The organism is Fibrobacter sp. UBA7003 (genome assembly GCA_002449765.1).
Taxonomy (GTDB): Bacteria; Fibrobacterota; Fibrobacteria; order Fibrobacterales; family Fibrobacteraceae; genus Fibrobacter.
In genome coordinates, this window is record DJXN01000015.1 from 168,369 (window position 1) to 189,561 (window position 21,193).

At 53.9% G+C, this 21,193-nt stretch carries 19 protein-coding genes; 5 read left to right on the forward strand and 14 right to left on the reverse strand.

Going from position 1 to position 21,193, the window contains the following annotated elements; all coding sequences use genetic code 11:
• Window positions 1–33: 33 nt before the first annotated feature.
• The gene (locus tag B2952_RS12800; protein ID WP_290733471.1) at window positions 34–1,539 is read right to left on the reverse strand and encodes a B12-binding domain-containing radical SAM protein; all 1,506 of its coding nucleotides are present in this window, start codon (window positions 1,537–1,539) and stop codon (window positions 34–36) included.
• 51 nt (window positions 1,540–1,590) lie between these two features.
• Between B2952_RS12800 and B2952_RS12805 the strand changes: the two genes are divergently transcribed.
• On the forward strand, window positions 1,591–2,229 hold the full coding sequence (locus B2952_RS12805; RefSeq protein ID WP_173382280.1) for a toxin-antitoxin system YwqK family antitoxin: 639 nt from the start codon (window positions 1,591–1,593) through the stop codon (window positions 2,227–2,229).
• Between the two features lie 50 nt (window positions 2,230–2,279).
• On the opposite strand, the gene B2952_RS12810 is transcribed toward B2952_RS12805, so the two are convergent.
• The 7 genes from B2952_RS12810 to B2952_RS12840 all read right to left on the reverse strand — a co-directional run bounded on the left by B2952_RS12810 (window position 2,280) and on the right by B2952_RS12840 (window position 10,712).
• Window positions 2,280–2,894, reverse strand: a complete 615-nt coding sequence (locus tag B2952_RS12810; protein WP_349678219.1) for a DedA family protein — start codon at window positions 2,892–2,894, stop codon at window positions 2,280–2,282.
• Between the two features lie 126 nt (window positions 2,895–3,020).
• Entirely contained in the window at window positions 3,021–4,664 is a 1,644-nt protein-coding gene (locus B2952_RS12815) for a hypothetical protein (RefSeq protein WP_290733473.1), read from the reverse strand.
• 96 nt (window positions 4,665–4,760) lie between these two features.
• Complete coding sequence (locus B2952_RS12820; RefSeq protein ID WP_173382282.1) at window positions 4,761–6,365, reverse strand: hypothetical protein; 1,605 nt, start codon at window positions 6,363–6,365, stop codon at window positions 4,761–4,763.
• A 7-nt stretch (window positions 6,366–6,372) separates the two neighbouring features.
• The gene (locus B2952_RS12825; protein WP_173365992.1) at window positions 6,373–6,996 is read right to left on the reverse strand and encodes a hypothetical protein; all 624 of its coding nucleotides are present in this window, start codon (window positions 6,994–6,996) and stop codon (window positions 6,373–6,375) included.
• Complete coding sequence (locus B2952_RS12830; protein WP_290733475.1) at window positions 6,993–8,396, reverse strand: hypothetical protein; 1,404 nt, start codon at window positions 8,394–8,396, stop codon at window positions 6,993–6,995. The genes B2952_RS12825 and B2952_RS12830 overlap by 4 nt, the downstream gene beginning before the upstream one ends.
• Window positions 8,389–9,966, reverse strand: a complete 1,578-nt coding sequence (locus B2952_RS12835) for a hypothetical protein (RefSeq protein ID WP_290733477.1) — start codon at window positions 9,964–9,966, stop codon at window positions 8,389–8,391. The genes B2952_RS12830 and B2952_RS12835 overlap by 8 nt, the downstream gene beginning before the upstream one ends.
• Window positions 9,963–10,712, reverse strand: a complete 750-nt coding sequence (locus B2952_RS12840) for a hypothetical protein (RefSeq protein ID WP_290733479.1) — start codon at window positions 10,710–10,712, stop codon at window positions 9,963–9,965. The genes B2952_RS12835 and B2952_RS12840 overlap by 4 nt, the downstream gene beginning before the upstream one ends.
• A gap of 69 nt (window positions 10,713–10,781) precedes the next feature.
• Between B2952_RS12840 and xseB the strand changes: the two genes are divergently transcribed.
• Window positions 10,782–10,994, forward strand: a complete 213-nt coding sequence (xseB, locus tag B2952_RS12845) for an exodeoxyribonuclease VII small subunit (RefSeq protein ID WP_173365988.1) — start codon at window positions 10,782–10,784, stop codon at window positions 10,992–10,994.
• Window positions 10,987–11,817, forward strand: coding sequence for an ATP-binding cassette domain-containing protein (locus tag B2952_RS12850; protein ID WP_173382288.1), 831 nt, complete (start codon window positions 10,987–10,989; stop codon window positions 11,815–11,817). Before xseB ends, B2952_RS12850 begins: the two co-directional genes overlap by 8 nt.
• A 61-nt stretch (window positions 11,818–11,878) precedes the next feature.
• Here B2952_RS12850 and B2952_RS12855 read toward each other — a convergent pair whose 3' ends face one another.
• From B2952_RS12855 to B2952_RS12880, 6 genes are all read right to left on the reverse strand, one after another.
• A complete protein-coding gene (locus B2952_RS12855) occupies window positions 11,879–12,295 on the reverse strand; it encodes a hypothetical protein (protein ID WP_290730936.1) in 417 nt (138 codons plus the stop codon).
• Window positions 12,296–12,388: 93 nt separating this feature from the next.
• Complete coding sequence (locus B2952_RS12860) at window positions 12,389–14,746, reverse strand: CotH kinase family protein (protein WP_290722624.1); 2,358 nt, start codon at window positions 14,744–14,746, stop codon at window positions 12,389–12,391.
• 495 nt (window positions 14,747–15,241) lie between these two features.
• The gene (locus B2952_RS12865) at window positions 15,242–15,844 is read right to left on the reverse strand and encodes an ABC-type transport auxiliary lipoprotein family protein (RefSeq protein ID WP_290722626.1); all 603 of its coding nucleotides are present in this window, start codon (window positions 15,842–15,844) and stop codon (window positions 15,242–15,244) included.
• Window positions 15,845–15,853: 9 nt separating this feature from the next.
• Window positions 15,854–16,780: an MlaD family protein gene (locus B2952_RS12870; protein ID WP_290733481.1), complete on the reverse strand. Its 927-nt coding sequence runs from the start codon at window positions 16,778–16,780 to the stop codon at window positions 15,854–15,856.
• A 12-nt stretch (window positions 16,781–16,792) separates the two neighbouring features.
• Window positions 16,793–17,575 carry an ABC transporter ATP-binding protein gene (locus B2952_RS12875; RefSeq protein ID WP_290733483.1) on the reverse strand — a complete coding sequence of 261 codons (783 nt, stop codon included), beginning with the start codon at window positions 17,573–17,575 and terminating at the stop codon, window positions 16,793–16,795.
• A gap of 8 nt (window positions 17,576–17,583) precedes the next feature.
• A complete protein-coding gene (locus tag B2952_RS12880) occupies window positions 17,584–18,642 on the reverse strand; it encodes an MlaE family ABC transporter permease (RefSeq protein WP_290733485.1) in 1,059 nt (352 codons plus the stop codon).
• A 311-nt stretch (window positions 18,643–18,953) separates the two neighbouring features.
• Here B2952_RS12880 and B2952_RS12885 point away from each other — a divergent pair, with 311 nt between their 5' ends.
• Both B2952_RS12885 and B2952_RS12890 read left to right on the forward strand, forming a co-directional pair.
• Window positions 18,954–20,696 carry a hypothetical protein gene (locus B2952_RS12885; RefSeq protein ID WP_290733489.1) on the forward strand — a complete coding sequence of 581 codons (1,743 nt, stop codon included), beginning with the start codon at window positions 18,954–18,956 and terminating at the stop codon, window positions 20,694–20,696.
• 7 nt (window positions 20,697–20,703) lie between these two features.
• A complete protein-coding gene (locus B2952_RS12890) occupies window positions 20,704–21,168 on the forward strand; it encodes a hypothetical protein (RefSeq protein WP_290730919.1) in 465 nt (154 codons plus the stop codon).
• Window positions 21,169–21,193: the final 25 nt, after the last annotated feature.

Genomic DNA, 21,193 nt, shown 5'->3' on the forward strand with positions numbered 1-21,193 from the left:
TTTAAAAAGAGCGGAGGGTTAGCGACCCGTGTGCTACTGCTTGATCGTCGGGGCCTGGCGCGCCACAGGAGCGAGCTGTCCGTGCTTGCGGAACAGGTGCTTCACGAGCGTGCCGAATCCACGCATCACGCGGTAACGTTCGCGCGGGTTCTTGAGGGCCATGATTCCCTGACGCAGAATATAGCTCGGACGCAGGTAGAACTCACGGCGGGCCTTGTCGCAGAAGTCCACGAGTGCCTGGCTGCTGAGTTCGCCGCGCTGGATGGTGGTGCGGTGGAACCCGTCCTTGTCCAGCCACTGGTTGTAATCCTTTGTCTGTAATGCGCCGCTTTCGAGGGCTTCCTTGTAGGCCTCGGTACCGGGGTACGCCATGATGGGGTAGAACTGCGCGGTGTTCGGGTTCAACTTCTTGGCGTAGTCGAGCGTCATGCGGAGTGTTTCCGGAGTGTCGCCCGGGTTGCCCACCATGAAGCAGCCATGCACCAGCAGGCCTGCCTTGCGGGCGTTCTTCGTGAACTCGATTGCCTTGTCGGTGTTCTTCACGCCCTTGTGGATGTTCTCGAGTACCACGGGGCTGGCGCTTTCAAAACCGACGCACATCTCGCGGCCGCCCGCCTTCTTCATCAGCTTGAGCAAATCCAGCGGTACGTCGGCGCGGGCATTGCAGCTCCACGTAATCTTGAGGCCGCGTTCCAGGATGAGGTTGCAGATTTCGCGCACATGCTCGTGGCTTGCGGTGAACGTATCGTCTTCGAAGAAGACTTCGCCCAGATCCTCGAAATTGTCCTTGATGTACTGCAGTTCGTCTACCACGTCCTTGGGCGTGCGGCGGCGGAACTTGTGACCGTTGAGCGTCTGCGGAATCACGCAGTAGCTGCAGCGGTTCGGGCAACCGCGCCCGCTTAAAATCACAATCAGCGGGTTGAGGTTCGCGCCGTAGAAATACTTCTTGTAGCAGCTGTACAAATGCTTGCGGTAAACTTTCGAGACCCACGGGAGTTCGTCCAGGTTCTCGATCTTCGGGCCCTCGGGCTGGAAGTCTGTGGTGCCGTCCTCCTTGCGGAAGGCGAGACCCGCAATCTGGTTTACGGGAACACCGTCGCCGCGCAGGCTCCTCGCGAGGTTCCGGCAGGTGTAGTCCGCCTCGCCGATAATCACGAAGTCGAGCGCGGGTTCCATCTCCAGGCTCTCGAGCGGTTCGGCTGTCGCATGTGTTCCCATGATGGCGACTTTCACGTTCGGGAGTGTATCCTTGATGGCGTGCACCACCTTGAGGTCGTTTAGAATGCTCGGCGTACTCGTGCTGCAGACGACCAGTGCCGGGTCAAACTTCTTGATGCCCTCGAGCGTCTTGGGCAGGTCAAGCTCCATGGCGGGGCTGTCAATCAGCTGAATCTCGTTGCCATCCGCTTCGGCAGTGCCGGCGGCGTAACTCAGGAACATGGGCCAGTAAAGTGTACTCGATTTGGTCACGCAGGGGCTGCGCGACTCGCGACTGAACATCGGATGGAACGGAGGATTCAAAAAAGTAATACGCATAAGCAACAGCAAAATACATAATTCTCGACGATAAAACTACATTTATCGTTGATGAGAAAAGAAATTTCCGTGATACTTCTAGGTTGTGCCTGCGTTTGCGCTTTTGCTGCCCCCAAAAAGGCGGCGGTCAAGAAGCCTGACGCACCCCAGAACGAGGCTACTCTTGATACGGTCCGCGAGACGTTTGCGGATGGAGCCCTTTCGCGCATCTATACGCTCCAGAAGGGAACCGATATACGAGAGGGGTTGTCCGTGAGCTATCATCCGAATGGCAAGATCGCTATCGAGGCCCCGTACAAGAACGGCAAGCTCGACGGCGTGTTCAGGAGCTATTACGAGAACGGCCACTTGTGGCAGACTATAGGCTACAAGGACGGTGTGGAGGAAGGTGCGACGACGGATTATTACGAGGATGGCCGGAAGAAAAAACGAGAAATCTACAAGGCGGGCGTGCTGAACGGCATGAGCGAGGAGTGGAACGAGCGCGGCCTCCTGTGGCGCCAGATTCCGTATGTGAACGGCCGTATCCATGGCGTTGCAAAAATATTTGACGAACTGGGCGCAATCAAAGAAGAGATGACGTTCGAGAACGGACTGCGCAACGGGCCGTACCGCCGCTTCACCAAGGGCGTAAAGACTCTCGAGGCGATTTTCGAAAACAACCGCTGCAAAGAGAACTGCGACTTTTAACTAATGTGAAGTGTGGAGTGTGAGGTGTGAAATGACGGATTTCACGCCTTCTATTTTTTCGGCTTGAGCGCGCACCAGGTCATGTAGCCGATAAACAATACGCCGAGCCCAACGAGCCCGATAGAAAGCTCGTGGCTATAGGCTTGGATTAGGTCTTTCTGCCCGTGCGCGATGTAACCGAGAATGGCGAGGATGATATTCCAGAAGGTCGCGCCTATGGCGGTGTAGAGCGTGAATGCCCAGAGCTTCATCTTGGAAAGGCCCGCCGGAATCGAGATCAGCTGGCGGATGGCGGGAATGAGCCTGCCGACGAGCGTGGAGATTGCTCCGTGTTCGAGGAAGAACCTCTCGGCGTTGGTCACCTTGCTTGAATCCAGCAGCAGGAAGTGGCCGAGACGGCTGTCTGCGAATTTGTACACAATCGGCCTGCCGAGGAGCTTTGCGAGGAAGTAGTTGATGAAAGCGCCCGCGAGAGCCCCGAGGGTCGCAAATATCACGATGAACACGATGTTCAGTCCCGATTCCGGTTGCATTGCCTTGTAGGCGGCAGGCGGAACCACGAGCTCGGACGGGAAGGGGATAAACGAGGACTCCACCGCCATGAGCAGTGCTATGGTCCCGTAGTTGAGGTTGTCATTGTACCAGCCGATGACCTGGTCGTAGATGCCGACTTTGGCGGTGTCTACGGTCTGGATTGTCGTTGTCGTATCGGCCTGGCTGGCGGTGGCGGTCCCGGCTGCAAAAGCGAGTGAGACCGCGAGGGCTGCGAGTATGGCGATTTTTTTCAAGGCCTATCTTCTCTTCTTGGACTTGGCTTTCTTCTTCTTTGCGGCCTTGGCGGCTTTCTTCGATTTCTTCTTGTTCTTGCTCTTGACCTTGGCGGGAGCTTCTTCCTCTTCTTCCTCGGCCTCTTCTTCGGATTCCTCGACCGCCGGTTCCTCTGCAGGAGGTTCGACGTATTCCGGAGCCTGGTATTCTATCTGGGAAGGTGCGCTGCTGTTTGCACCCTTGAGGGCGGCCTTCGCCTCTTCGACATACTTGCCGTTGGGGAAGCGCTTGAGGTAAATCTCGTAGTCCTTCATGCGGTTGCTGTTGCGGACGAGTTCGAAGATTCCGGCTTCGGCTTCGTCGCGGAAGGCACCGTTCGGATTGTCATTCAGGTAGGAGAGGTAGGCCTTGAAGGTGTTCTGGGCCTGGATCTCGCGGAACTTGTGGTATTCGCTGAGGGTGCGGATCTTGGCCTCGACCTCGCCCCTACGTGGGGAGTCGGGGTAGTACTGCAGGAACATCTCGAGCATTTCGGGGTCGTTGGACGCCATGACCTGGTCGAAGCGGGAATCTTCCTGGCGAACCTGGTATTCCTTTAGTTCGACCTTGCCCGAATCGAGTGTCGCGTAGAGCTTTTCCTTGGTGGCGAGGTCTGCCGGGTGACAGAACGCGAGGAAGCTTTCGAGCACGTCGGAGAACTGGGTCTTGGTATAGGCGTCGCTCATGTCGGGCAGGTCGCCGTTCTCGTCGAGGAAGAACCGGTAGTCGCGCTCGATGGCCATGCAGTCCCAGTCGCTGAGGGTATCCTTGACTTCGCTGTTGTCTCGCAGCACCTGGTCGCGGTCGCGCAGGTTGAAGCGCATGCGGCGGTCGCGGTGGCTCTCGCGGCCGAAGTCGAGCGAAAGCTCAAGTCCGATACGCACGGGCCACTTGTAAGAAATCTTGTCGAAGGTGATTCCCAAATAGCCGGAAGAGGGAGTCGGGTTTTCCTTGTTGTACTTGTAGGGATTGGTCGCCTTCAGGTCTTCGTAAGGGAGGAACTCCTTGCGTACGTTTACGCCGATTTTCAGGTCCACATCCTGGAAAACTTCGGTAATGCGGTATTCGAGCGCTCCGGAGACGAATGCCGTCGGGAGCATTTCCGTGTGGTCCTTCGTACTGGTGGAGTAGTTGTCGATGAACGTGAAGAAGTGCATGCCGTAACCGCCGAGCACGCGCAGGTCGAAATCTCCGGCGAGGTTTACGGAGAAACCACCGACTACGGACGGGGCGTAGGCACGGAACGATAGCGTGCGTCCCTCTCCGGCTGGCGTGAGGTCCTCGCTGTGGTCTGGCTTGCCATTGTCATCTACACCCCAGTAGGCGGGGTCGCTTGCGATTTCACGGAACTGGATGGAGTTCACTTCGGCGCCAAGCCAAATGGTGAACGGAATGTCGGCCTTGAAGAGCGGAGTGTAGAGGGGGCTGAACAAGAAACCCACGCTCATCGGGACGGTGAGGCGTTCTTCGTCGATGGGTTCCTTCAGCAACTGGGGCTTGTCTGACTCAAAGTGAACAAAGGCAGGTTCTGCCTGCAAGTACATCTGGGCTCGCCAATTGGAGCGTTCAAAATCGGCCGCATAGGCCGCTGCAGTCAGAAGTAAAAAAGTGATAAGTAGTTTACGCATCGTTTTGAAATTTAGTTTTTATGTGGCGGTTTTGAATCTCGGAGGGTTGAAATTTAGGCTATTTCGGGCATTTTCAGGTTTTTTTACCCCAAATAGCTAAAATGTGAGGAAAAATCCCAGGCCAAACAGGACGGCTCCTGCTCCGACCAGGCTTCCGCCGATGATGTTCTTCTTGTCGCCGGAATCCACGAGGTCCTTGTTTTTCTTGATCTTCGCATTGAAATTCTCGCCTTTAGCGGCGCTCGGCATCTTGAGCGCGTCCTTGATATCTTCGGCCTCGTCGTAATCCTGCTGCGCGAGGTAGAGAAACAGTGCTCCGATAATTGCCGGCGCGACGGACGACCCCATCAGAATCTTCCCGATGCGGGTCTTGTTGCGTTCGCGTTGCCAGTCCTGCTGCTTGCGCACTTCGTCGAAGTCCGTGAGGTGTTCCAGGGCGATGTCAAGGTTGATTTCGGGAACGGGTGCCACAAAGAACTGGACGAGGGTGTCCCGATAGCCTTCCTTGCGGAGCCGCATGTAGGCCATGCCCGGCGTGGTGAGTGAAAATTTCTGTGGCGTCGTGCCGATGGATTCGCTGCTGCGCGTGATTTCACCCTGTCCCGGGAAAATTTCGGCGCCGACGGGGTTCGAGACGATTTTGATTTCGGGAGTGATCCGCTTGAGCTTGAGCGATACCTTGGTCGTGTCTCCGGGAAGCGGACGAACGAAGGTCTGGGCTCCCCACAGGTGCTGGTCCACGGTCCAGTAGGCATCGATTTCGATTTTGCCTGTGTCGGTGACGGCGAAGGTGCAGGGCGACTTGCAGATGGCGTCTTTCTCGGGTCGCGAGATGGTGGCGCTTTCGGGATCTGTCTCGACGTGGATATAGCTGCGGGGGAGCTTCTTTTGCACGGGAAGTCCGAGCAGTTCCTTCGCGAGGTTCGTTGCGCTTCCGTCCTTGGTCATATCCTGGAGCATGTTGCTCCTGCTTACGGTAATGGCGGACCTGTAAATGGTTGGAAGCTCTTCTTCGTAAAATGCGCGCGTGATTTCGAGAACCACGGAGTCGGGGTGCTTGGCATGCGAAACCTTGCCGAAGAACATGTCCCTTTCTCCGCGGTCTTTCCAGAATTCCTGGAGGCAGGCGCGGTCGCTACAGCCCGGGGCACTTTCGATGTTTGCCTTTTTGAAGGTGGAATCGAGTTCCTGCAGCAAGGCGAACGTGAATGCGTCGAGCCTTTCGATTCCGTGTTGGGGGATGACGACTGTTTCAAACCCAAGAAATAGTTTGTGCGTAATCTCGGTACCGGAGTCTGCCTTGGGGGTGCCGTTCGCGTCTGCGACGGGGGCCTGCGCGGAAGAATCCGCGATGGCGGCTGAATCCGCAGTGGCGGTGGAGTCTGCTGTTTCGCTTGCGGCGGAATCTGCAATTCTTGCAGTTGTATCTGCGGTGGTGGAATCCGGTTTTGCGGGGAACAGGTTCAGGAGGTCGGTGCCGTCTTCGCCGACGATGCTTTTGAACTGCGACTTGGGAAACTTGACGACGGTAAACTTGTTCTTGATGTAACCGCCGAGGCTCACTGTGTCATTCGCGATTCCAAGGAACTGGGCCTTCTGCTTGGTGCCCGATACGAGTTCTACCTGGGCGTACGGGGCCTGAACTTCGGCAAGTGCTGCCGAAACGAAGAAGAGCATGAGGAATAGGGCGGTCTTTTTCATGGTATACCTAGAAGGAAAGGACGACTCCGATGCCGAAAAGGGCGGCGCCTGCGATGAGCATGTCGATGGATAGCGTGCGGGCCGTTTCTGCACGGTCTCGATAGTCGCCGAAGCGTTCGAGGTTGTGGTTGTAGCTTTCGCTGTCGCGGAATAAACTCTGTTCCACGAATTTCTTCTTTTCGTTTGCCTTGTCGATGCTGTTGCTTGCGACGATGGCCGCAACGGCGCTCGTAACGAAAGGAACTGCAGATGCGATCATCAGGCGGAATCCGAAGTTGTGTCGTGCCCTCCGCGAAAGGGCTGCACGTTGCTCGTCGAGAAACTCGTCATCGTAGCTTGGGGTAAGGGAGACAATCAGGTAGGAGGTGTCCGATTCCGAAAGCTTGACATTCAGGACGGTGTCCTTGAAACCTTCCTTGAAAATGGCAACGGCGACAGAATTTTCCCCATCGGGAACTTTGATGAACCCGGGCAACTTGCTGTCGGGATTGCGTGAGTGGTTCGGGTGCAACGTCCCGACGTATGCGTCTGCATAGGAGGGGTTCGTGGATACGTGTAGGTACTTGGGAGCATCCTGCGCAAATGCGATGGAGCAGAGGAAGACGGCGATAAGCAGGACGAGGCGTCTCATGGCTCGCCTCCCATTTCGGAGAAGGGTCCCTCGGCAGAGTTAGCGTCCGGTTCCAGTTTCCAGTAAAGTCGCGGATTTGAATTCCGGGCGTTGTCTTCTACGGAGATTCTCAGCTTGCATGTGCTTGCGCAGGTGTTGCGGAACTTGATGAAGGGCTCTTCGTAGGTGTGCTCGAGCGTATCTGCGTTTGCCGTGACGAAAATCCTTTTGGGGTTGATTCCCGAACCGTTGTCGAGGGCGTAGAAGATGACGGTGTCCCGCTGGTTGTGCCTGGGTGCTAGTTGGGCGACTTGGGGCTGGATCTTGTCGGAGAACCTTACGGTGTCGAGCTGTATCTGGGTCCCGCTCTGGACATTCAGCGTGATGTCTCCGGTGCGGAATTCTGTCTTTTTTGTGTCCCGGAGGTTGATTCGGATCCCGGTTTGTGCGGTCACGTATGCGTGTAGGGTGACGGGAGCCTTGGTGCTTTCCAATATGGAGAGCGTATCGCCCTGTGCACTGGTAATCGTGACGACAGTGTGGACGTCGGACTTGCGGAGGTCCTCGTAGACAATGGGAATGTCGATCCTGGAATTTTTGGTGTAGATGTATCGTGTCGAAAAGCGGGAAACCTTGGAGGAATCGCGCTCGATGAATCCTTGGCTCGTTGTCAGGGATGCCTTGATTCCCCAATAGACGGTAATCGAGGTGTCGGGCTTGACTCCGGCGGCAATATTATCGAAGAGGTTCTTTGTGAGGAAAGAACCGATGAACTGGGCTTCATGGAAGCAGTCTACTTCGCCGATGTTTTCGCTCCAGACTTCTTCGACATTGAATGAGGCAAAGACGAAGCAACGGGCCGTTTCCCATGGGTCGACTCCGGCAAGTTCCCATTGCAAATCTAGTTCGCTTCCCGGTGTAGGGTCGAACAGGTTGTATCCGTCGACGGGGGCTATCGCGCGGATAGAAATGGGAGTGTTCACGAATATGTTGAGCGTGTCTTGCAGGGTGTCGCCAAGGAGGTCGACTGTTTTGAGGATGCCGCGGTGGAATCCCGGAGTTGCAAAGCTGTAGCGAAGCGGCGATATGTTGTAGGTCTCGTCGTCGATGGTCCAGCTGTGGCTTATATAGTGGGCTTCCGCATTGTCCGATGTCAGATACATGTTGTCTATCGAATAGGCCGCCCACAGTTTTACGGTCTCGTTTGTGTCGAGATAGACGGTCGTGACCGGTACTGCGCCATAATTGTAGGGCTGTCCTGTAATTCGGTCGGGGAGGACGAACATGTGCTGGACAAGCTGAGGGACATCTCCCTGCTCGATTGTCGCGTCTTCTCCGCATGCCGTCAGCGAAAGGGCTGCAGCAAGCGTTAAGGATACGAAGAGGCTTGCGAATGTCGCCTTTTGCAAAAGCTTAGTCATTGCCGCCTCCGGCGTTATAGAAAATGTTCCATTTTTCCCAGAGGCTGATTCCGTTTGTGTATTTCACGATGCTACGGATGGTGTTCTTTCCGCTGGCGATGTAGGTGGATGGAACTGTAGCCGTGCAGATTGACTCTGTCGCGGGACGTCCGTATTGCGTGTGCTTCCCGTTTATTTCGAACATGCAGGAGTCGACCTCAAAGCCGTACGGATTGCTGTCGATGATGAACATCTTGATGTCCTGTGCCGAATCGAGGGTCATGTCGCTGTTTGTCTTTATCCAATTTTCGGACGGATTGATGATGTAGCTCCTGACGGTTCGGTTCCGGCTTGCATCGAAGGCAATCACATTCAGTTGCCGGGTGTTCCAAGAGCGTGCCGATTCGGGCAGGACGACCGTGAAGGAGTCGGTTAGGGACTGCTTTTCGACAAGTAGCGAGGATTCCAGATAGATGGAAACTTGTTTGCTGGATGCGGTCGAACCCGAGTCCTTGATGAGGAAGGTGAGCGTGTCGGTGAAATCGATGGTGTCGGTCTGGATGGGAATCCCGTTGATGACAAGCTCTATCTTGGGCGCGGTGGTATCCTGCATCAGGAGCATGTCCAGGTCGAGGACTTCGTTCTGGAAGAGTTTTGCCGTGATGGGCTCGATAAAGAATTCAGGATACTTCAAGATTCTGGGCTGTATCGTGTAGGTGCCCGCCTTTATGGGTGAAATGGAAAAGGAAAGGGGTGTCTTGCCGTTGATGCTGTCGGTGCGGATGAGCGTCCCGGTTGTATCGTAGATGTCGAACGCGATGGTCTGGAGCGGAGTGCCTTGCCCGTTATCTTTGTAACTCGTGTTTATGGTTCCGCAAATGCCGCTCTCGTCATTTGCGCCCTTGGTGTAGAAATCTCCCAGGAGTCTTTTTTCGGAGGTCAATCCGAATTCGTTTATCGCTTCGACCCACCAGTGGTAATGGTGTAGGGGGGCAAGGTTGCCCCAGTAGGTAAAGTGGGGCTCCGGAACAATCGTATCGACAAACTTGTCAATGACGATTCGGTAGTAGAGCCTTGCGAGTGAGTCGGGGTCGTAGGCGTCCCAAGCAAACGTGACACCGCCCGATGTCGGGATTCCTTGTGTGCCTGGTGCGGGGAAGAAATCGCTGTCGCGGATGATGGGTGGGTTTGAAACCCAGAGGCGCAGCGTGTCGCTCAGGGTGTCGCCGAAGGTGGTCTCGAGAATGAAGGCGAGCTCGTGGTAGCCCGGCTTGTCTATGGAGCTTCGGAAACTGAAGTCGAAGGAATAGGGCTTCCCGTCGAGAAACCAGAGGTAGCGCTTGAGCTTGATGGATTTTGAGGGAAGGATGTTCGCGATGAAAATGAGGGAGTCGCCGACGCGGACCGTGTCGGCCTTGATGCGCGTGCTGCTTGAATCGAAGGATGTCGCCATTTCTACGGAGATGTCGACAAAGATGGACTGCGATTCGTCGTAGAGCAGTTCATCGCTGTTGGTGCAGGCGAAAAACACGAGGGCTGCGAAGAGCGCAACAAGAGATGTCGGAATGTTGGCGAGCATGCGCTTTGTCATCGTTGCCCCCTCAGCGTATCCAGCATATAGAATGTCTTTTCGGAAAGGGAATCCGCATCGCCGTAGGAATCGTAGACGACGACGCGGAAGGTGTGCTTGCCCTCGGCAAATCCGGACTGCATGATTTCGGTCACGCTTCCGACGGACGCCCTGACGCTATCGATGACGAGCGTGTGCGAAAGTTGCTTGAAGTCGGATTCGTCGCTGTCGGAGGACTTCCACTTGAAGAGGACTGCGGTGTTTTCGCTTCCGTATAGTGTGTCGCCGTCCGCGGGTTCTGTTTTTTGTGATAGTGTGGGAGGTGTGTTGACGATGACGGATACAGGGATCTCTTGCGAGTTTCCGACCCTGTCTTCGAGAATCAGGAGGTTGGGAAGCGAAAGTTCGTTCGCAAATGCGGGCAATGTGTAGACGGCTTCGCTCCCGAGGACGGAGTCTCCGGCCGAAGTCCTCAGGACCCAGCGGAATGAAAGATCCTTCTTGTGTTGTCTGGGGTAGACCTGCGCCCCGAGAACGGCGGAGTCGCCTGGCCGGATCTTGAGGAGTGTCGAATCCTGGGACCCTTCCTGGAGGATGTAGAGGCTTACGGATTCAATTTCTTGGCTCGTTTGTGGATCGTCGGGAATGTCGAGGCAGCCCAGGAGCGCGAGTGCCGCAACGGCAAAAACCGCTCCGCAAGCCCTGCGGAAACCTCCGAAGATGCCCGCGGAATTGCCTCGCGGGTTGTGGTGCATTAGTTTGTCCACTGGGAGTAAATGTAATTATTGACGGGAATAAAAATCCATATCGACCCGTGTTTAACTATATTCAGACGCATGAGTAAGGAAAATTTCGAGTATAAGAACGCAATGGAGCGCCTGGAAGCGATTCTTACGCGCATCGATAATTCGGAGATGGAAATCGACGAACTTGCGGAAAATGTTCAGGAAGCGACAACGCTCCTGAAAAAGTGCCGTCAGATCCTCTTGGATACAGAAAAGAGCGTGCAGACTGCGCTAGAAAGTCTGGATGGGGAGGCCGATGCCTAACCAGGAGGCGTCTTTCCTTGAAGGAGTCCCTGCCATTGAGGCAGATGGGCTTGCCGTTCGCTTCCCGGTGCGCGGGGGCGTGCTCGGCAAGGTGAAGGACTACTTTACCGCGGTCGACGGAGTGTCGTTCACTCTGTCGCAGGGAAAAATCCTGAGCGTGGTGGGCGAGTCGGGCTGCGGCAAGTCGACCCTCGTGAAGTCGCTGGTGGGGCTTGTGCCGCTTGCTTCGGGAAGCGTGAAACTTTTCGGTCGCGAGGTGCATGAAGGAAAGGTCGCCATGGATGGCGGCAAGGCGATGCGCGTCTGCGACTTGGTGCAGATGGTCTTTCAGGACCCGTTCAGCAGCCTGAACCCGCGACAGACAGTATCGGAAATCCTTACGGCTCCCCTGATGGCGCGGAAGGTTTCTTTTGAACAGGCTCAAAGGCGTGCGTGCGAGCTTCTGGAACGGGTGTCCATCCCGGTGGGGGCGATGGAAAAATTCCCGCACGAATTCTCGGGTGGACAACGCCAGAGACTCTGTATTGCGCGCAGCCTGATGGTCTCGCCTAAGATTCTGCTCTGCGACGAGGTGACGAGCGCGCTGGATGTGTCTGTCCAGGCGCAGATCCTGCATTTGCTCGACGACCTGAGGAGAGACCTTGGCCTCAGCATCCTCTTTATCAGCCATGACATGCAAGTTGTGCGCGCCATCTCGGACGATGTGCTGGTGATGTACTTCGGGAAGGTGGTGGAACGCGGAGTTGCCGACGAAGTGCTGACGAATCCGCAGCACGATTATACGAAAAAACTGCTTTCGTGCGTTCCTACTATAAGAAATTAGGGAGGGCGCCTATGGGGCTGGCCCTCCCTAAGATTCGTCCCTAGTGGCCGCGCTTGCTTCCCTAGTGGCCGCGCTTGCACTTGATGCCGATGGTCTTGACCATCCGTTCCTGGTTCGTTTCGAACTTGTCGTAGGCGAATTCCTCCACATAGACTGCCTTGCAGTCAAAGAACTTTTCTTCGTACACGGGCTTCATGTCGGAGGAATAGTGGATGATGACCATGCGGAAGCTCTTGAGGTACTCGTTCTTGATGCAGGTGGTGACGAGGTAGTCCTCGAACTCGTCGAAGGATACTTCTACGATGGTAAAAACGTCGCTTGTGTTTTCTTTGAGAAACTTGATCTTTCTGCAGCGAGCTGATAGGTTGTTTGCAAGGTCGTCGAATTCTTCTTCCTTGCCTTGAGGGACGTTCTCGAACGTAATCTTTACGTTGAACAGGTAGGACTTGGCCAATTCGGGAAGATCTTGTCTATGCATAAATACCGTCCTTTGTTCAGAATCATAAGACAATATAAACACAAAAAGCGACGGGGTCAAGTGCCCCGTGCATTTTGGGACAGAACGAGGGGTCTACTTGAAGATGGCGGTGTAGGTGGCGCCGTCTTCGTTGACAATGAATCGCGTGGCTGCGGTCTCTCCGTCGCTCCATCCGGTAAATACGGAGCCGTTTGTCGGGGTCGCAGTGATAAGCATCCCGATGCCCGCGAAGAACTTGCCCGCATAGGTGGGGGCGGGTGCCGGTCGGCCTTCTACAGAGATGTAGCCGCTGCCGCTAACGTTCAGGTTCACGGTCACCATGCCGGAGAGCCCGAATTCTTTTTTGTACTCGTCGACGACGTTCCCGTTACGGATCATAGACCATTCCTTGAGGCAGGAACCCGTTTTGCTGAATCCCTTGCCGCAGGCGTTTTCGTAGTACATTTCGTTCTGCTTGAATTTCTTCAGGTCGCGAGTCATTTCGGCCGTGTCGATGGTTGCCGTCATCGCGTCGACAACGCGCGTCACGTTATCGCCGTTCGCGTTGTTCTGGAACATCATGGCGGAGCGGTTCAGGAATACGCGCTGGAATTCCGGGTTCTGGATGAGCTGGATGTACAGGTTCGCAAAGCAACCTTCGTCCTTGCAGGGCTTGTTGCCGCCACCCTTCTTTATCCACGGGAACATCTCGTTGTTCTGGTTGAACTCGCCTCCGTTCACGCCCCACATCCAGTCGAATCCGTGGTCGAGGTCGTAGACCATGAACTTCCACGGCTGCTCAGGGCTCTTCCAGGCGCGGACGTTGTTGTTCGGCCAGTCGCCGTTGTGGATGTAGATTTCGGCCGCCATGTAGTCGGCGAAGTTGCCGACGTCCATGAGAGTCTTCACCATCTCGTAGTTCTTGTTGCCTTCGCCGCTGAAGTCGTTCTGCGCCACAAAACTCAGGAGCGTCTTGTATTCGTCGACAGATCCGTTGCTTGCGGTGACATCGTGGCCCAGGTGCTTTACCATCGTGACCGTGTTCGCGTCGATGCCGTAGTTTGTTTCTACGTAATGCTTGTTGAAGCGTTCGCGCATGTCGTGGATGCCGTAGTAGCGTCCGTTGTAGAACACCACCACCTGGCGGCTACGCTGGTAGTCGACGCCACTCCCTTCGAGAATTGCTCCACCCATCGCGTCGCCGATGTAGTCGCTCACGAAGCGGTTTCCGTTGTTTCTCAGGTTGAATCCGCGGAACTTGCTGTTGATGTCCTTGCGGGTTTCGAACAGCGGGTAGTTGATCTTGCCGTCCTGGTATTCTTCGCGCATCACGACGGCGACGGACTTCTTGTCCTTGAGCCTGCTGTAACCGCCCATGATGGAAATGCCAGCGTCGACTTCCCATGCGGGTGCTGTGGACTTGCTGCCGTCGGGGAAGTATTCTACATGCACGGGGTATTCTTTTTCTTCGAAGAGTCCTGCGGGGGCGCTCTTAGGAGAATCCGCGTTGGTCTTGATGTAGCTCTCCTTGAAAAAAGCGGAATCGACGCTGACAGCGACGACCGGCATGCGCACGTTTTCGCCGATAAAGAATGTCTTGGTGATGACGCTCGTGGTGAGTGCTCCGGGCTGGAACGCGGCGCAGCGGAGAACCGTGTTTGCCGAGATAGCCTTGGGCGCGTTGAATTCGGGTGACGCTTCGGTCGGCTTGGAGCCATTCTGTGTGCAACGGACTGTCGTGCCTTCCGGTACGGCGGGCGGGTCGAGCGTGATTTCGCTAGGGTAGAAACCTGCACTCTTGGTGCCGAAGTCGAATGCGGGAGCGAGGGTTGCGTATGCGCCTGCTTCGTTGTTTGCCGCTTCGGGGGTCGCTGTTGCGAAATACATAAGACTGCCATCGGTAACCTTGCCATAGCTGATGCCGGGCATGAGTTCCGGGTAGGGGAGGCTGTCGTGGATGGCGTTGTGGTTGTCGATGATGTAGAGCGTCCCGCCCTTCTTGTCGAGTTTCCAGTTCGTGTGCGTGCGCGCGTGGAGTACGTGGCCTTCGTCGTCGACTCCATCTACCAAACCTTCGATATTGGAGATGTCCTTTTTGTCGAGGAATACGGTACGGTAGGTGCCTGCGGGAACGGTCTCGTTGCGGAATACCCATTTTTGCGGGTTCGCGAGATTCTCGACGAGTGAGTAACCCTTGAGGTTTATGTCCTTGTTGCTCGAGTTGTAGATTTCGACCCAGGCGGGGTCATCGCCTTCGTGGTCGAGCCACGAGAGGTTGAGTGCAGAGATCTCGGTAAGGGAAAGAATCGGGTTGTCCGAGACGTGGAGTTCTTCCTTGGGGATAGGAATATCTTCGCCCTTTGCCGAGGAAGGGTTGTCGGAACAGCCTTGAAGTGCGAGCCCAAGCCCGAAGGCGAGCGTCGCGGGGACAATCTTTTGCGTAAAGAAACTGTCAAACATCTTGTACACCATACCGTATTTTAAGTATGCAACCAAACCCATCTTAAATTTAAAATCAAAAAAAGCAAAGCGATTAAACCTTCACTTTTTTTTACAACGAATGTGCGTTTTTATACGCTAAAATACTGCGAAATGCCCGAAAATGCCGAGTTTTGGACGTGTTTGGCGGTTGAAGTGTCCGAAAAAGCCGAAATTGGGGATTAAAAGGCAAATTATTTTATGGTTTAATCCCCATTTTGATAGCTTGTTTGTAAGCTTTTGCTCGAAAAAAGGGACAGATGGGGATTAAAAGCTGCTTTTTGGGCAATTTAATCCCCATTGGAGAGTGAAAAAGGAGGGGCGGAGGTCACTTTTGAAGAAAAATGAGTTAATTTGTTCTGAAAATTGGGGATTGAACGAGAACTTTTGCGAGGTTTAATCCCCCAATTTCGCGAAAAATGTGTTTTTGTCTGCGAAAATTACACTGTGCGGGCATTCTTACACCGCACAGGCATTCTCGCGCCAGATTTACTTGCCTGCGCCGGCGATGGCCCCGAGGGCCTCTTCCATGTACTTGCCGAGGAGCTTCGAGATGGCCTCTGCCACAAGGCGGGGTTCGCGACTGCTCACGGATTGCCTTTCGTCAAAACGCTTTTCCCAGAGGGGAGCGTCGCTGTCGGGTTTCTGGAGCGTAAGCTTGAGGGAAAGGCGTGCATACTGGTTGCTGCCTTCGTCGATTTCCTCGATGGCGTCGATGTGGCCCAGGAGTTCAAAATCGGGTTTGCCCGAGGCGCGGGTATCGACCGATGCGAAAAGCCCGCTTTTCACGATGTATTCTGCGGCGACCTGCGCCACCATTTGCTCGGGGCGAGATGCCCACAGGTCCAGGTCGTAGAACATGAAGTCGTAAGCGGATTCGCGGTAGACGATGTTGTTCCTCTGGTAGGCCTGGTCGATGGTGAACTTGCGCACCTGCAGGCGGCCGCTGGCATCGCCTGCGGCCGGCATGTCGATGTTTTCGACGGCGAGCGTGAAGTAGCGGGTGGGTTCGCTCGTGCTTCCGCCAAAGCATGCGGTAAGCGTCATGGCGGCAAGGGCCGCGGTTAAAAATGCAAACGTAAACTTCTTCATGCTCTCTCCTTATTTGCGGCGGGTCTTCGCGGGTTCGCGGATGAGCGCGGAGGGGTTGTTCTTGATTTTCTGGCTGAACTCTTCGAGATTCTCGAGTACGGCGTTCAGTTCCACGATGGCTTCGCCCACCTGGTCCTGGTTCTTGTAGACCATGCCGTCGAGCCGCTTCGAGAGCTGGCTGATGGATTCCATCGCCTTCGTCAAATTCTCGTTCATCGCCTTCGTGTCGATGGCGTCGAGTTTCTGCTTCAGAATGTCGAGGTCTTCGCCCGCCTTCGCGGCAATCTTCGCTTCTTCGATTTCGCCCATCACGCGGTGCATCGATTCGGCGGACTTGGAAATGTTCTCGATGGGCTTTGCCATGCCCTGCGTGACGCGGCTCAGGTTCGCCGTCATGGTTTCGAAATTCTTGATGGCCTTGCTCAGGTTCTCCGCATTTTCGGCCGAGAGCAGCGTGTTGATGTTAACGAGTACGGAATCCACGTGTGCGACGATGTTGCCCGCCTGGCTCGTGATGTGGTCGAAGTGCGAGACTTCCGCCGGCACGAGCCCTCCTTCGGGCACGTTCGGTTCCGAGAACGAGCCGCCCGAGAGTACCACCTGCTTTTCGCCGGTGAGGTTCATGCCCGCCGTCATGCCCGCGCGGGTGCCAATCTTGATGGGCGTGCCGTGCGTGACCTTGAAATTGACCACGACTTCGTTCAGGTTCTCTTCGTTTATCGTGATGCGCGTGACGCTACCCACGTCGATGCCGTTCAGCTTGACCTTTGCGTCAACAAAGAGCCCGTTCACCGAGGTGTCGAAGATGGTGTAGTAGTTGTCGTACTGTTCGCTCAGGTAGCGCTTGAGCACATAGCCCAGGAATACGCAGATGAGTATTCCGCATAGCAGCATGAACGCGCCAAGTTTAATTCTTTCGGATCGGGTGGTTTCCATCGTTTCTCCGAATCAATCTATAAAATTAAAGTGGTAGAGTCCTTCGGAGTATTCCTCCTTGGGGCACTGCCGGTTGAAAAAGTGGCGTAACGTGGGGTTGTCAGACTCCATGCCTTCTTGCAGCGAGGCGTCCTTGAGCACGTAGCCGTCCTTGAGGTACACAAAACGGTCGCAGATAATCTTGATGCTCTCGAGTTCGTGGCTCACGATGACCATCGATACCTTGAGCGTGTCGCGCAGTTCGAGCAAAAGTTCGTCGAGGGAGCGGGCCGTTACCGGGTCGAGGCCCGTGGAAGGTTCGTCGCAAAAGAGCAGTTCCGGCTTGAGCGCGATGGCGCGGGCGAGGGCTGCGCGCTTCTTCATGCCGCCCGAAATTTCGCCCGGGTACTTGTGGAAGGCGTGCAGCAGGTGCACCTTCTCCAGGCGGTCGGCCACGATGGCTTCCATCTGGCTCTTGGGCATGTAGGGCATGCTGCGCTTGAGCGGCAACATCGCATTCTCGGCGATGGTCAGGTCGGCGATGAGGGCGCCGCTCTGGAAGAGCACGCCCGTGCGCATGCGGGTCTCGCTGTCGAGCCCTTCCTTGGGCCCGAAGGTCTTGCCGAAGTAGGTGATGGTGCCCGCGTCGGACTTGATGAACTTCAGGATGTTGTTCAGGAGCGTCGACTTGCCGCAGCCCGAACTCCCGAGCACCATGCGGATTTCGCCGCGCTTCACGCCGAAGGAAATATCCTTCAGAATGGACTCGCGCCCGTAACTTGCCTTCAGGTGGTCTACTTTCAGGATTTCTTCCATTGCTGCTCCTAGTAGAATATGAAGGCGAAGAGGGTGTCGGCGAGCACGATGCAGCAAATTGCGGCGACCACGCTCGATGTGGTTGCCTTACCCACGGCCTCGGCACCGCCGTGCGCGTTCAGACCCTTGTTGCAGGCGATGAGCGTCACTATCCAGCCGAAGACGAGCGCCTTGATGCTGCTCTTTAGGAACGTGATGGGCGCGATGCCGTCGCGGATGCCCATCATGTAGTTGGAAAAAGAAATGTCGCAGAAGAAGTACGCGATGAGGAACCCGGAGAAGCACCCGAAAATGGAGGCGCAGAACGAGAGAATTGGCGTCGCGATGCTCATGGCAATAAAGCGCGGCACCACCAGGTACTGCACCGGAGGGATAGCCATCGACTTGATGGCCTTGACTTCTTCGCACACGCTCATGTTTGCGATTTCGGCGGCGACGGCACTGCCCGAGCGGCCCGCGAGGATGATGGTCGTGAGGAGTGGGCCGATTTCTGCGAAGATGAGGAAGCCGAGGCCCGAGGCGAGGTAGGAGCCGCCGCCCACCGCATTCAGCATGATGGAACTCTGGAGCGCCATCGTAAGGCAGATGAGGGCGACCATCAAGAAGCATATTCCCATGGCTTCGCTCCCGAGCTTGAACATCTGCTTGGCGACACCGCCAAAATGAATTTTGCCCTTGTCGAACGGGCCAAAGATGGTCCAGTAGATGGACATGAACAGGAGCGTCAGGACTTCGAAGGATTCCTTCAGCACGGCGAATCCGATGCCGCCGAGCATCTCGAGAACGTTGTTCGTGCCCTTCGCGGGCCTTGCGGGCGGCTCCATCTTGCGGAGTGCCGAAAGGTGCGCCTTGATGTCGGCGTTGAAGTGGGCGAGGGTAAGCGTGTTGCCCGTCTTTTCGGAAAGTTCGGCGAGGAGCGCGAAGAACGCGTCTCCGCTGTAGTCCATGCTTGCTAGGTTGCTCCCGTCAAGGCACAGCGCGCCGCTACGGAGTTGCCTAGTGCAATTCCTCAGCAGGTCTTTGCTGTTCGCCGCCGTGAGCGTATCTGGCAAGAGAATGGTCGTCATGGTACAATTTCGGGCGAAATATAGAAAAATGAACCAAAAAAGGCCCGCTTTTGACCATTAAGGGGATAGCGGGCGTGTTTTGCCGACAAAGTGTTGCTGTCGCGGGTTAAAAATGGTTGCAAAATTTGATTTTTGCGGTGAAAATGAAAGGTTTTGCCCCGTTTCTTCGTCTTTTTTTGGTTTTTATCCTCAAATTCGATTTTTTGCACTTGTACCGGGCCATTCGTTTGAATTATTTTACAAGAATTTCTGTTGACTTGGCGAAAGTTTCAAAATAAATTATTGCTGATGAATTTGTCTTGGATTGTACGGTGAAAAGAAATATTCCGTTTTTAGTTTTGGGATTTTTGCTTGTCGCCTGTAGTAATTCCGTTGATTCGTCGGATAGCGTAGTGGGGACAATAAGTGTCGCTCAGGAACACGAAGTGACCGGCGTCAACATTCTTACAAGCCCCATCGTGAGTGATCCTGCGAACGACCCCTATTCTGTCGAGAACATGAGCAAGGCAATGCGCAATCGAATTCTAGCAAAAAGAGCCGCCGATACGGCCGACGTAGAGCAAATGAGTCTGGCCCCCAACTACCTTTACGTTCGCTTTCTTGCCGATGGTAAAAGGGGGGCTGCGGAGCTTAAGAAATACGACACATCGCTTGTCCTTTTCAAGCACCCTCTAGACTACAAACACATCCGTAAGCCAGTCGTTTATATCGATCCGACACTTCCCGATTCCATTATTCCGTTGTTTGCTACCGTCCCAGTAGACTACAAGTTCGGGCCCACGAAATACGAAGTCATCAAGGAACTTTTTCTTGTTGAGCCTCTAGATGGCGACTGCGAAGAAGACGAATGCGTTGAAGAGACTGATTCGGCGACCACGGAAAGAGCGCTTTTGAAAAAAGCTGCTCGCAAATCCAGCGGTTCTACGCTTGAAAAACTTGCGGACATGGGCATATCCCTCCATGAAGTGCAGTGGGAATCGATGACAATGACGGGTTATATTGAAGAACGGGCAAAATTGCGGAAACGTGAAATCGGAGAGTTGCCAGCTGCGGCATGGTCTCTGCTTGGTGGCGGGAAAAAGCATGGCGGTCAACTGAAATTTAAGGATGACTCGTTAGGGGTCCAACCGCTTGAAGGGGTTCGTGTTACGGGTGGATACTCTTATTATTGGCGAGAAGCGCACACCGATGCTGAAGGGAAATTCAAGATTCCAGAAAAATGGAATTTCGACATCGACTATGAAGCGAACTTTGATGCCGAGGATTTCTTGCTGGAAGATGGTCATTCGGGTTATGGGGAGGATCTTGAGATAGAGAAAAACGACATGAGTGGTGACTGGAAGGAAACATTTACAGGTAATAAGGCCAAGTGGTGCGTTGTATGGACCGCGGCATATCAGTACTGGTACGGAGAAAGATACGGTTTGAAAAAGCCTAGAACAAATACAGCAAGCAACATGAGCATGGACATTATTGTTTATTATGAAAATAAAGAGGATTATATGGAGGATGTCAAATGCACGGGCGAAACAATTGGATGTACACAAACGAATCCATCTTTTTTTCACGATGATAAAATTTCCGTTTTGGCGTATGGATTTGATTCCAAAATAATCTATAGAACAACAATTCACGAATCATCGCATATATCTCAATATACGAATCAGAAGAAGGGTACATATTCTGATTTAAAAACCATTTATCTGGAAACTTATGCAAGGGGTATAGAGATGTTCTTCGCCAAGGAACGATATGGGAATCCAGGCGTTTACTTTTCTACTAAAGACAAAAAGAATATACCTAGTTATTTTCATGACTATACAGGATTAGTCGCTGATTTGATTGATGATACAAAGTCTACGGCAGATTTAAAACGAGGTATAGACAATGTATCGGGATTCAATATCAAGGATGTTGAAACGGCCTTCTTTAACTCAAATTCAATGAGTTCTCTAAAAAAATATCTTAAAGAAAAGTTTCCTTCTGGGAAGGGCGGGAGAAAATATACTGACAGCGACATGGATGAACTATTTGAATATTGGGAAAAATTATAGGTCTGCTATGAAAAAAATAATACTTCTATTTTCTTTCTTAATGATGGCGTGTTCTTCCGAATGCATTGATTGCGGAGGACAAGTTGTCCATCAGTTAAATGGCATAACAAACATTTCCGGCTTCGATGTGAAAGTTGTTTTTTTTGCAGAAGATACGATAACGGCGAATATTAACGCAAATGAAGATTATTTGTATGTAGAAGAAAATCGAGAAAAGAATATTCCTTCCTATGAATGTGGCCTTTTTGTTGATGGCTGTGATTCTTCACCGATAAACGTAACATTGATTTTTTTGACAGAACCGCAGAAATGCATCGATTTCAAAGGGAATGTAGAGGATAAAACCAAAGATTTGCGAACAATAGAAGCATATAAAGAAACTGGAGAGGGGCTTACAATTGGGGCTCTTGTGAAGTTTTATCAGTTTTATATCACCCCTGAAATGTACGAGCAGGCTGAACCCTGCGAATAGGTTTCAAAAAAGAATTATATTGTTG